We start from the raw sequence: 12,244 nt of genomic DNA on the forward strand, positions 1-12,244 counted from the left end.
TTCCTGCCCATCTCTTTGCTCACAGTGCCAGCTCCCTTAGCGACAAAACTTGATGACGAAACCTGTCTGGTAAAACGCTCATCTCGAAACTTTGAATCCCCAGATTGCAAAGGATCGAGAAATTCCAAAGAAATCCTGAATGGGGCAATTTGAAGTTAGACCAAAGCCTATCAAAGCCGTGCCGACAATAGGGTTCTAAAAGGTGTGGGAAAGGTTCGCAAAAGGTTCGATCTGAGGCAAACAGAATGTGCCTTGGGCTACAAAGGGCGATCGCCCAAACCGTTAGCATCGCTGATACGCGGTGGGAGGAGTTAATGAGCGCGATCGCCCTGGTAAATGGGCAGTTTCGAGTCTTTTTTGTAAACAGTTATGAACTCCGAAGAAGCCTTAGCCATAGTTGAGTTCGCCCTGCGGGACAATCGCCTGAGCAAACTGCAACGCACGGTATTTTGTCAGGCATGGGACGAGCAATCTTATCTAGACATTGCCCGCCGCTATGGTTATGAGTTGGGCTATGTGAAGCAGACGGGTTCCCAACTCTGGCAACTGCTGTCGGATGCGTTTCAAGAAAAGGTCACCAAGCACAATTTACAGGTCGTGCTAAAGCGGCAGGCTCCCCGAATGAGAGTCACCGTTGCAGAATCAGCGATCGCCCTGGAGCCGCCTGCCGAACTCAGCCCAAACCGGGGGGCAATGCTGCGAAATTCTGCTCTGTTGTCGTCGAGTCCTGTGGCAATGTTGCCGGAAAACCGCGTGGCGATCGCCCCTCCCCTCCCTGCCGTTCCATCCGTGCCCGCGCCTGCGCCCGTTGCGGATTGGGGCGATGCGGTGGATTTGCCTGCTTTCTATGGCCGCGATGCCGAGTTGCAGCAAATTGAAGACTGGATTACGGGCGATCGCTGTCGGCTGATCCTGATTTTGGGCATGGGCGGTATCGGCAAGACCACGCTGTCTGTCAAGCTGGCGAAGCGGCTCTCGGCGCGACAAATCGCCGAACCGAGCGACTGTTTTGCGCCGTTTCAGTTCACCATTTGGCGATCGCTCCGCAACGCGCCACCTGTCCTTGAACTGCTGGCAGATTTGATCCAGGTTCTCTCTCATCGCCGGGATGCCGACCTGCCCGACTCGCTAGATGGGCGCATCCGCCGCCTGCTGGACTATTTGCGGCAGCACCGCTGTCTGATTATTCTAGACAATGCCGAAACAGTGATGCGACAGGGCGATCGCGGCGGCGGCTACTTACCTGGCTACGAGGGCTATGGTCAACTGCTGCAAGCTCTGGGCGAAGCAGAACACCAGAGTACCGTCCTCCTCACCAGCCGCGAAAAGCCGGGAAACCTGGCGGTGCGCGAAGGGTCGCATCTCCCGATTCGCTCGCTGCGCCTGTCGGGCCTGCCGCCAGACATTGGGCAGGAACTCTTTGCGCTGAAGGGCGAATTTAGCGGCACGGATGCCGAGTGGCAAACACTGGTGAGCCACTATGCGGGCAATCCTCTGGCGCTGCAAATGGTTGCCTCGGTGATTCAGGATCTCTTCGACGGGCGGCTTACAGACTTTCTGGACTGTCTGGAAACAGGAACCTCGGTCTTCGGCGATATCCGCGATCTATTAGCGCAGCAGGTAAACCGCCTCTCGCTGCTGGAGCGACAGGTGATGGACTGGGTGGCGATCGCCCGCAAGCCTGTGACCCTCTCCAACCTGCGATCGTGGCTGGTGCCGCCTGTGGTGCTGGGGGCGCTGCTGGAGGCGATTTGTTCCCTAGAGCGGCGCTGTTTGATTGAGAAAACCGCACCGCGTCTTACTGAAAAATCGCAGGCAAGGTTCACGCTTCAGCCCGCCGTGATGGAATACGTAACGGAACAACTCATTGAACGGCTTCAGCAGGAGATTGGTCACGTTGGTGCTGCTCAAGCTGAATGTGCGAGTGGCCCTTCTGTGATTTCAAGCAACCTGCTGCATACCCACGCAGTCCTCCAGCCCCAGGCAAAGGATTACATCCGCGAAACGCAGACTCGGATGATCCTTGCGCCCCTAGCGAAGCGCCTGCTGGAAAACCAGACCCAGACCCAGCTAGAAGAACGAGTGCGATCGCACCTCCAGCACCTCCGCTGCACGTCTCAAGCTCAGTCTGGCTACACAGCGGGAACCCTGCTAAACCTGTTGGTGCAACTGGGTACAGACCTGACGGGTTGGGACTTTTCGGAACTCGCTGTGTGGAATGCGTATCTGCGCGGTGTGAATCTGCATCGAGTGAATTTCACTGGGGCGAATCTGGTGCGATCGGGCTTTACCGAAACCTTTAGCCAAATTTTGGCGATCGCCTTCAGTCCCGATGGCAAGCTGCTGGCTACGGGCGATGTAAACCACGAAATCCACCTCTGGCAAGTGTCAGACGGGAAGCAACTGCTCAGCTTGCGGGTTGATGAAGGCTGGGTCTGGTCGGTGGCGTTTTCGCCGGACGGACGCACCCTCGCCAGCAGCGCCAACCGCAGCGTTCACCTGTGGGATTTGCAAACCGGAGCCTGCCTGAAAACGCTTCCAGGATACAGCGATCGCGTCTTTTCGGTGGCGTTTTCGCCGGATGGACAATACCTGGCGACAGGCAGCGAAGACCACTGGGTGCGCGTGTGGAACGTGCGATCGGGAACCCTGCTGCATTCCCTGGCAGGCCATACCCATGAAGTTCGCTCCGTTGCCTTTTCGCCTGCCCCGCTGCGGCAGGGGCCGACTGCGAAGTCTGTATCCAAATCTCCCGCTTTTCTGCTGGCCAGCGCCAGCTACGACGGCACGGTACGCCTGTGGAATGTCAGCAGCGGTGCGTGCCTTGCCACCCTGAAACACCCAGACCCCCCTGCGACAGGGGCGCTACCCTGGGTCTGGTCAGTGGCGTTTTCACCCGACGGCCACACCCTTGCCAGCGGCAATGACGACGGCACAGTGCGCTTGTGGACGGTGGAATCGGCCGGATCTTCGAGGGCTGTGATGCCGACCGCGCACCCCCCCCTGCAAGGTTCCCGGCAGCCTGTGCGGGCGATCGCCTTTAGCCCCGACGGGCGCACCCTCGCCAGCGGCAGCGATGACGGCAGTCTGCGCCTATGGGACTATCGTCAGGGCGATTGTCGGCGTGTGCTGACTGGGCATCGAAGCTGGATTGCGGCGATCGCCTTCAGTCCAGACAGCGGCATCCTCGCCAGCGGCAGCGAAGACCAGTCTGTGCGCCTGTGGGACGGGCGGGGTCTGTGTTTGCGGACGCTCCAGGGCTACAGCAACGGTGTGTGGTCGGTGGCGTTTTCTCCTGATGGGCGCATTCTTGCCAGCGGCAGCCAAGATCGCACCCTGCGGTTGTGGGATCGGCAGGCGGGACAACTCCTCGGCAGCTTGCAGGGCCACACGCGCTGGATTTGGTCGGTGGCGTTTCACCCAAAGCAGCCCCTCCTCGCCAGCGGCAGCGAAGACCACAGCATCAAGGTGTGGAATGTTCAGACGCAACGCCTGCTGCAAACCCTGGAGGGACACCGCGACGCAGTGCTGTCGGTGCTGTACAGCCCCACTGGGGAAACGCTGCTTAGCGGCAGTCTTGACGGCACAATCAAGCTCTGGGATGCCCAAATAGGGTTGTGTCGTCGCACGCTGGCCGGGCACGAAGGCGGCGTATGGTGTCTGGCGCTAAGTGCCGACGGTCGCCTGCTAGCCAGCGGCAGCCAGGATCAGACCTTGCGCCTGTGGCATCTAGAGAATGGAAGCTGTTTGCAAACGCTGACGGGGCACACGAGCTGGATTCGGGCGATCGCCCTCAGCCCCGATGGACAACTTCTGGCCAGCGGCAGCGCCGACGGCGTGATCAAGCTCTGGTGTGTGCAGGATGGAGTCTGTGTTGCCACCCTCAAGGCGCACCGGGGGCCCGTGCTGGCGATTGCCTTTCACCCCAGCGGCAAACACTTCGCCAGTTGTAGCACCGACACCACCCTCAAGCTCTGGGATTCTGGTGCTGCCACCTGCCTGCACACGCTCCACGGACACCACCGCTGGGTGCGCTTCCTGGCCTACAGCCCCGATGGCAACACCCTGGCAAGCTGCGGGCAGGATGAAACAATCCGCCTCTGGGAGTTGGGATTTGAGGATCAGGGGTGTTGCAGGAAAGGCACGTCCTCAAGCGCTTGTTCGCCAGCCTCGCACCTGCGGCAACCCGAAGCTTCCTGGGTGCTGCGCGTGCCCCGACCCTACGAAGGAATGGCGATCGCCCAAGTTACAGGACTCACCGACGCACAGCGGGCCACCCTGCGGATGCTGGGCGCGGTAGAGTGATGCCGTGCTGAAGGGACACCGGGTTGAAGTGATGCTGTGCTGAAGGGACACCGGGTAAGGGACACCGGGCTGAAGTGATGCCGTACTGAAGTGATGCCGGGTTGAAGCGCCAGTCATAGCAACAACTGCAAAAACTTCAAATCTAGCCAGCGGTCGAACTTGTAGCCCACCTGTCGCAGATGCCCGACTTCTGCATAGCCAAAGCGCTGGTGCAGCCGCAGGCTGGCGGTGTTGTCGGCATCAATTCCCGCAATCAGGGTGTGCAGGCTGCGAGCTTTGGCCGCTTCGATGAGGGGCGCAAGGAGGCGCTGACCAATGCCGCGACCGCGGGCGGGGGCTGCGACGTAGACTGAGCTTTCGGCAGTGTAGCGATAGGCGGCCCAGGCGCGGAAGGGGCCGAGGGCAGCGTAGCCCAGAATCTCGGCATCATCGGTTGCGGCATCATCGGTTGCGGCTGATGCGGCTGCGGCATTAACGGCGACGAGAATGGGATAGCCCTCTGTCTGGCGGGCGGCAAACCAGGACTGGCGCATTTCCAGCGTGTGTGGCTCGTAGTCGTAAACCGCAGTCGTGTGCAGGATCGCGTCGTTATAGATTGTCAAGATGCTAAGTACGTCGGCCTCGGTGGCAGGGCGAATGTGCAGGTTGTCTAGCGGCGAGTCGGTCGGTGTTTGTGGGATCATGCAGTCATTCCCCTTTGCAAAACTGCTTTATCCTACGATGCACTCGATGTCTCAACTGCCGCATATCCACCCAACGGAACTTGCCGAACGGCTGGCGCAGGGCGAGGCGCTGCAACTGGTGGACGTGCGCGAACCGGAGGAACTAGCGATCGCCCAGGTAGACGGCTTCATCAACCTGCCGCTGAGTCAGTATGGCGAATGGTCAACCGATATCCACAGCCGCTTAGATCCGGAGGCAGAAACCATCGTTATGTGTCACCACGGGATGCGGTCGGCGCAGATGTGCGGCTGGCTGCTGTCGCAGGGCTTTCAGAATGTCAAAAATCTAACGGGTGGAATCGAAGCCTATGCGATCGCCGTTGACCCCACCATTCCCCGCTATTAACGCTATTAGAGCTATTAGCGCTATTAAAAAGAGTCAGATGGGCGACACATAGAAAATTCTCTCTGCAAGTTTCTATCATGCTGTCGCGCAGCAATTGATACTACATGGTTGGTATCTTTGCTGAGAAGTGAATGCCGCCTAAACCTTGGGACAGCAGGGGGCGCTGTCCTATGGTTGCCGATGCCCAAGGAAAAATCTCCAACCCTGAAGCTGGACCTTTGAAATGAAGGGACTGGGGGTGATTTTGACTTTTGGATTTTGGATTTTGGATTGCCAATTCAACGATTTATCGGGCGTGGGGCGATTTCCAGGGGGGTGTTGTTTGGCGGAATGGAGAGAAGCCGTTCTCTCTAAAATGATCCGGTTTTGACAAACAGCGGTGCGGATGAAAAAGAAATGCGAATTGGGCCCCAGAGGTGTGCAGATTGAAAATCCGTCCATCTGGCCAATTGTGCCAGGGGCGATCGCGGTAGATTTAGGCTGCGAAGGCGACAGTCGTTGCTATACAAGGACTTTGGAGCCAGTGCGATCGCTGCCCTTTACACCGCTTTGCCTGTGGAACCCTGCACTCCTGACCCAAGCCAAAGCAACTTTTGCAACTCCGGTAGGAACATCACCGATATGCAAGCGTCATCTAGAAGTGTCATCTCCCAAAGCCAAGCGTTGCCCATGAGCGAGTCTATGTCTGCGTCCTGGTCTGCCGTTGGGGCATCTGCGCCCCAGGCCAAGGTTCCGGCAGAGTCTCTGTCGAACTACGATTTGATTCTGCAATGTCAGGCGGGGCTACGGCCAAGCAAGACAGCATTTGCGGAATTAATTCGGCGCTATCAGTCTCATGTGGACAAGGTGTTGTATCACCTTGCGCCCGACTGGTCAGACCGGGCCGATCTGGCGCAGGAGGTGTGGATTCGGGTCTATCGCAATGTTAGTCGGTTGCAAGAGCCAGAAAAGTTTCGGGGCTGGCTCAGCCGAATTGCCACCAACCTGTTTTATGACGAACTGCGGAAGCGGAAGCGGGTCGATAGCCCTCTCTCGCTGGACGCACCGCGCACGCTAGACGATGGCGAGATGGATTGGGAGCTTGCGTCGGACGGGCCAGGGCCCTCCGAAGATTTGGTTACACGCGAGTTCTATGACCAATTGCGGGCGGCGATCGCCGATTTGCCAGAAGTCTTCCGCACCACAATCGTGCTGCGGGAAATTGAAGGCATGGCCTACGAAGAAATCGCTGAAATTACGGGTGTGTCTCTGGGCACGGTGAAGTCTAGAATTGCCAGAGCGCGTCAGCGGCTTCAGTATCAGCTCCAGACCTATCTGGACAGCTAAGGGATATCTCTCCACCCGTGTTGTGGAGGATTGAGGGAAAACAATGGGCGATCGCGTCGGAATTCTGGTTCGGCATGTAGTGTGTGCAACTAGAGGCTGAGGCTGGTTTTACTATATTTCCCTTATGATTCCCCGTATGATCTGAGCAAGGTTTGAACTCAACGTTGGAACTCCATCCTCTCGCGATTGTGCATAACCTTTGCACACTAGCCCTGTGCATTGACTCATCGGTTTAGCGGTTTGCTCTCGATTCTGAGTCCTTGATTGATTTGACCATGATGCCTGATATTAACGACGGTAAAACTCCCCGGCAGCGTGCCTCTCGCCCTGCCTCTGGGAGCGGTCTGCCCCCAGAATGGGCGCATCGTTCACCTGTAGAGCCGATTGACCATTTGAAGCGCGATCGCTTTGAGTTATTGAGCGCCTATCTAGATGGCGAAGTCTCTGCGAGCGATCGCCGCCAGATTGAGGCATGGCTTGCCAGCGACGCTTCTGCACAACAGCTTTATGCTCGCCTCCTCAAGCTGCGTCAAGGGTTGCATGGGCTACGCACCCTCCCCGTTCCTGCCGAGCGCCCCGTCGAACAGACGGTCAGCCAGGTGATGAAGCGGCTGGAGCGCAAGCCAAAGCGTACTGTGGCCTGGGGCGGCGTGGCGGCGGCAGCAGCGCTGTTTGCAGGCGCAGTGACGACGGTGGTGGCTCCGAGCTACCTTTCCCCGCATGTCAACGTGATTTCCCAGTCCGATTCTCAACTGATGATCGCGCTGGATCGTCCAGTCATTGACATTCCCGACATTGCCGATCCGAGTGCTGTGCCTCCGAGGACGACGGCCGTTCCCGTTCCCGACGTGGTTCCTGTTGCACCGTCCAACGGCGGGCAGCCTATCACGCCCTGAAGAGGCTCCAGCAAAATAGATCCATAGCAAAGTACATGGGCTGTGTTTGGCTCATGCGCTTTGCTATAAGTATCTCTATATATCTCTGCTCTGCCTATCTCCCAGCGCAGCTTCATTCAACTTCATTCAACCCGCACCCTGCTGCCAGATTGATCGGTGTGGACTTGGTATTTTCCTTGAGGTGTGGAAACTGTGACCCTATAGCCAGGAGTCATGACCTCAGCACAAGCCTCGTCAGGCTCTGCGGCACCCAGGCAGGCATTATTCCAGGTTTGGGGGCTGACGTTGCTCAGCGTCATTTGCGCTGTCGAAAGACCCGTCTTTTCCGCTAGCGTGGTCTTGATGCGGGCTGCGACTTCTACCGGGAGCGGTGTGGATGTTCCAAAGGAGCTAGAGGGGGATGATGGGAGATAAGAGGAGTCCTGACGGGTGGTGGTGTGTACGCCGGAAGACTCTGGGCCAGAGGCAGCCGTTGCGCTGCACCCGGTTAACAAGCCGACCAGAAAAAGCAGGGCGATCGCCCTGAGCCACCGCTTCCAACCTGCGTCAATCGTCCACACCGTGTCCTTGAACATCATAAATTTGAAGGTCTATTCACCAACTCTTTAATTTTAGCGATCGCCTTGTCCATCAAGCATTTGACCGTCACGAAAAAATCATTTTGGTAGCAACACGTAGGGGACTGTATCTAACTTAGTGGCAATTCGTTCACAGCTATGCCAGTTTAGAGGAGTGCTTAATAAGCCGCGCAGCCACAGATCCGTATTCTCCGTATGGGTCTGCGCTCTCACCCATTGCATATGCTGGGGTTGCAGCGTGGGTTCACCAAAATTTAATGTCCTGGCTCTGCATCTTCATAGAACGTGCAGGGGCTACGTGCATTTTGGTTAACATCCTGGCAGCCGCACGCCTCAATCCTTAAACCTTTGTCAAACTGGAAACATGATTAAAGTTATTGAGCTTTCTGGCATTCTAGATGGCACTCAGGTAGATGCCTTCCATCAGCAAATTGGTGAGGCTCTGGAAACCAGCGCTTCTGTCATTTTGGTGGACTTAGAGAAAGTGACGTTTATGGATAGTTCCGGGCTGGGTGCTTTGGCAAGCGCCCACAAAAAGGTGCGGGCTGCTGGTAAGCGGCTGTCTTTCTGCTCGATTGGCGAACAAGTTAAGATTTTGTTTGAGCTGACCAGTATGGATCAGGTGTTTGAAGTATTCCCGAATCGGGAAGCGTTTGATCAGACCGTGCTATCGGGCGCGGTGTCTTGAGGCAAAACTGGGTATCCATCTGCAAAGGTGTTCAGTCCATCGTCTTGGATAAGTCCAAAGCTTAGCGAGTTAAGCTTAGCAAGTTAAAAAGGGTGAGGCGCAATGCGTCCCACCCTTTCTGATTAGAGGTTTAATTTGTTGCGTGATCAGGGCAATGAGAGGGAGGTCTGGCTCGACAACTCGACTGAGTTTTAGACTAAAAACGTTGCGCCGCGTCAATCCAGCTTTTTGATCATAGATTCGGCTTGTGCCACGCCCTCTGCGTTGCCCTGCTGCTCATAAAGCTGGAGGGCGCTACGAAAAGCGGCAAGGGCCTCGTTCCGGCGATCGCGCTCCTTTAGCGCCACGCCAAGCCTATAAAACGCATCTCCACTTTCTGGCTCCAGTTCTGTTAGCCGCCGAAATGTAATGATCGCTTGGAGATAATTCCCCTGTTCCAACAGCAAGTTGCCCAGGGTCGAATGGGCATCGACTGAATCTGGCTCGGCAAAAGTTGCCCGCTGATAAAAGGCGATCGCCTCTTGCATATTGCCCTGGGCGCGATACAAGTCCCCGATTTGCAGGTAAATATCAGCATTTCGAGGTTCTAGCTCAGCGGCTCGACGCAGTGCATTCAGCCCATCCTGCACCCGTCCTGAGTTAACCAGTGCCACCCCCAAATTGGCTTGCACCTCAGCCCGCCTGGGAGCCAAATCGGCGGCTTGTTGCAGCATCTCTGCGGCATCTCGATAGCGGGCAGCCAGCAGCAGTACCTCACCCATCGATTCATAAATGCGGGCACTGTTTGCGCCGCGCAGCGTGGCGGCTCGTCGATAGGCGGCTAGCGCTCCGTCATAGTCTTGCAGGCGAGTTAAAACCACGCCCAGACCCAAATTCGCGTCTAGGTTAGTAGAATCCAGCGCGACGGCTCGACGATAGGATTCAGCCGCCCCCGCGTTGTCCCCCAGATTGGCCAGACAAAAGCCAAGCGCGTAGTGAAAGTTGGCGTTGTTGCCATCTAGCTCAATTGCCCGACGATAGGCCGACACGGCTGCCGCATAGTTACGCTCCTGGGCATGGGCGAAGCCAATAGCAGAGTGGATGCGGGCGTTGTCTGGCTCTAGTGCTGCGGCCTGCTCGTAGACGGCGATCGCCTCGCTAAAATTGCGCGATCGCATCAGGTCGCGCCCCTGCCGCAATAGCTCGTTGACCCGCCGACTTTGCTCTAGTCGCTGCTGAGGAGTCAGTTGTTGAGCCGTAGTACCAGAATTTTCAATCTGGGCGATGGCCAGAGGGGGGTTGACCAAACCAGCAACAGGCAGAGAGAGAAAAAGGCTGGCGATCGCCGCCACAGAGTTAGAAGTTTTAAAGCTAATCACAGTTCAATCTGGGACAGACTGCAAGCTGATCCACGCTCGTTGACCTTCGTCAACGCAGATCAACACTCGTTAATAATTAGCCGATTTCGGCTGGATTGAAAACAGTAGCCCCCTCAAAACCTCTCGAAAGCTCACGAAATCTCGTTCAAAATTACACGCCTAAAACTGCACTCCAAACTGCACACCCAAAACAGTACCTTGCCAGGGGAATGTATCGCCCAACCGTCAGTGCCATATTGGTTTCAGTTGAGCAAGCCAAGGAAAAAACGTCAGAACGTTTATCTGCCAAGGCTTTCAACCATACACTATCAACCTGTTGAGGAACTTTAATTATGGCTACTGTTTGTTCTCCCTCCAAAGCAATGCGTGCTGAAGCTGCTGCGGCTGTTGCGCCTCCGGTCGGGGCCCAACCTCCCCAATACGCAGAAACAGAAACCTACTCCCGTAGCATTCTGGGCCCGGTGATGTTTGAACTGTCTGAGCTGCGTGTAGAAGGGACGGCCGATCTGCCTGTGCCCCCCACCTACGTTGCTCCTGGACAGTCTCCTTACATCATCGCGGCTGATGAAGAGTTCGTTTCAAGCGTGAAAATCGTGTTCAACCGAACCCCCCTATCATCGCTGCTGATGTGCCTGGGCACCCAAATCTCGATGAACTTCCACTTTGAAGGCCAAGGCCGGAAGGCTACGGAAATTGACCTCCTAGCGGCAATTACAACCCAGAAGGATGTCTACGAGTACGAAGTGAAGCTGTCTGAAGTGCCCAAAAAAGCAGGACTCACCCCCGGTTTGTATGTGGTTTCCGCCACAGCCGAAATTGGCCCTGCCGAACACGAATGCAGCCAGTTCATCCTGGGCTACGGCTACATCTCTGGCACGCTGCTGCAAGTCTATAAAGAGGTCTAATGCGACGACTGGTTCGTACCATTTCCCCAGAGCATGTGAGCTAGCCACCTGCTCTAGGGGCACTCCTAAAGCTTGAACTCGCTGGTAGGTCTTCGTGACCTACCAGTTTTTTGCGATCATGCGCGCAAACTACATGTGGCTGTTGAATAATTGGCTGTGCCTCAAGTGGAGAACTTAAGGCCGTAGATAAAGCTTGGTAAAGCTGGGGTTGAGGCTTGACCTTGCTCTAAAAACAGAGCCAGACATGAGAGAGGGACAGCATAAGAGCAAATTTTTTGTAAAGACTAATACAAGACACAACTATTAATTTTTGTGTCTGAATGCGATCGCCATCTACACACTGGGCAATCTAGCTGTTATCCTAGTCGCTTCTTAAGCTTCTCTTAAGCTATGGTATTGCAGCAGCTTAAAGCGCTATTTTCTCCTACGAATTCTCTACTCATTCCGAGGCGATGGAAAATCTAGCTCTCAAGCTGAAGCATCTGCATCCTAACGCGACAGCCATTTTCACAGACCCTCCTCACGCCCTATGGAACTTGCTAGCGATTCGTACCCAGTTCGAGCCTTTATTCGACACAAAGCCAAAATGAGAGTCTTAGAGGCCGAATCAATGGGGATTGGCTGCTTAGCCTTCGACGAGCCTCTTCTTCAAGAGTTGTCAACCACACTCTTCCAGTCAGAACGAGGAGCCGCAATCTTTATCGCCTACCCAAATCGTCAGGCCGCCGAAGCCATCGAGGATCAGTTCGCTCTGGAACTTGCAGAAACCTATCGCTACATCAAGCAGCGGAAGACGGATACTCAAGTGCAACGGTTAAATAGCCTGCTCTAAAGCTACACCACTAGAACACCCGGATACCAGCAGATATCACTCAGACTAAAGCTTGAAGCGGCTAGATGCTCAGATCAACCCTGGGAGTATCCAGCCGCTTTGCGTATCAAAAGCATCACCCGCAACACCCCGCTCGAAAACCTGAGCCAGACTTCAAGCCTTGTTCTGGCGTACTTTGCAGGGAGTCGTCAAAGTTTTTTCAAAAAAGCAGTTGACAAAGCGGGGAATAGGGAGCTACATTAGTAAAGCGGTCGGGAGGACAGCCGAAGCGGAGTGAAAGCGAAGCAA

10 protein-coding genes are annotated in these 12,244 nt (G+C 55.9%); 7 read left to right on the top strand and 3 right to left on the bottom strand.

What is annotated here, in order from left to right; all coding sequences use genetic code 11:
* Nucleotides 1-369: 369 nt before the first annotated feature.
* A complete protein-coding gene (locus IGS51_RS01405; RefSeq protein ID WP_297075086.1) occupies nucleotides 370-4,305 on the top strand; it encodes an AAA family ATPase in 3,936 nt (1,311 codons plus the stop codon).
* A gap of 113 nt (nucleotides 4,306-4,418) precedes the next feature.
* Here the strand turns inward: IGS51_RS01405 and IGS51_RS01410 are convergent, their stop codons facing one another.
* Nucleotides 4,419-4,988 carry a GNAT family N-acetyltransferase gene (locus IGS51_RS01410; protein WP_297075087.1) on the bottom strand — a complete coding sequence of 190 codons (570 nt, stop codon included), beginning with the start codon at nucleotides 4,986-4,988 and terminating at the stop codon, nucleotides 4,419-4,421.
* A gap of 46 nt (nucleotides 4,989-5,034) precedes the next feature.
* Here IGS51_RS01410 and IGS51_RS01415 point away from each other — a divergent pair, with 46 nt between their 5' ends.
* The 3 genes from IGS51_RS01415 (at nucleotide 5,035) to IGS51_RS01425 (ending at nucleotide 7,595) form a co-directional block, all read left to right on the top strand.
* The gene (locus IGS51_RS01415) at nucleotides 5,035-5,373 is read left to right on the top strand and encodes a rhodanese-like domain-containing protein (protein ID WP_297075089.1); all 339 of its coding nucleotides are present in this window, start codon (nucleotides 5,035-5,037) and stop codon (nucleotides 5,371-5,373) included.
* Nucleotides 5,374-6,042: 669 nt separating this feature from the next.
* The gene (locus IGS51_RS01420) at nucleotides 6,043-6,699 is read left to right on the top strand and encodes a sigma-70 family RNA polymerase sigma factor (RefSeq protein WP_172355025.1); all 657 of its coding nucleotides are present in this window, start codon (nucleotides 6,043-6,045) and stop codon (nucleotides 6,697-6,699) included.
* A gap of 275 nt (nucleotides 6,700-6,974) precedes the next feature.
* A complete protein-coding gene (locus IGS51_RS01425) occupies nucleotides 6,975-7,595 on the top strand; it encodes an anti-sigma factor (protein WP_297075099.1) in 621 nt (206 codons plus the stop codon).
* 122 nt (nucleotides 7,596-7,717) lie between these two features.
* Here the strand turns inward: IGS51_RS01425 and IGS51_RS01430 are convergent, their stop codons facing one another.
* Nucleotides 7,718-8,173 carry a hypothetical protein gene (locus IGS51_RS01430; protein ID WP_297075091.1) on the bottom strand — a complete coding sequence of 152 codons (456 nt, stop codon included), beginning with the start codon at nucleotides 8,171-8,173 and terminating at the stop codon, nucleotides 7,718-7,720.
* Between the two features lie 364 nt (nucleotides 8,174-8,537).
* Between IGS51_RS01430 and IGS51_RS01435 the strand changes: the two genes are divergently transcribed.
* A complete protein-coding gene (locus IGS51_RS01435) occupies nucleotides 8,538-8,861 on the top strand; it encodes an STAS domain-containing protein (RefSeq protein WP_297075093.1) in 324 nt (107 codons plus the stop codon).
* 215 nt (nucleotides 8,862-9,076) lie between these two features.
* Here IGS51_RS01435 and IGS51_RS01440 read toward each other — a convergent pair whose 3' ends face one another.
* On the bottom strand, nucleotides 9,077-10,219 hold the full coding sequence (locus IGS51_RS01440) for a tetratricopeptide repeat protein (RefSeq protein ID WP_297075094.1): 1,143 nt from the start codon (nucleotides 10,217-10,219) through the stop codon (nucleotides 9,077-9,079).
* A gap of 332 nt (nucleotides 10,220-10,551) precedes the next feature.
* Between IGS51_RS01440 and IGS51_RS01445 the strand changes: the two genes are divergently transcribed.
* A complete protein-coding gene (locus tag IGS51_RS01445) occupies nucleotides 10,552-11,124 on the top strand; it encodes a hypothetical protein (protein ID WP_297075096.1) in 573 nt (190 codons plus the stop codon).
* Between the two features lie 529 nt (nucleotides 11,125-11,653).
* Complete coding sequence (locus IGS51_RS01450) at nucleotides 11,654-11,956, top strand: hypothetical protein (RefSeq protein WP_297075098.1); 303 nt, start codon at nucleotides 11,654-11,656, stop codon at nucleotides 11,954-11,956.
* Nucleotides 11,957-12,244 lie beyond the last annotated feature (288 nt).

Source organism: Thermoleptolyngbya sp. M55_K2018_002 (assembly GCF_015295965.1).
GTDB lineage: Bacteria > Cyanobacteriota > Cyanobacteriia > Elainellales > Elainellaceae > Thermoleptolyngbya > Thermoleptolyngbya sichuanensis.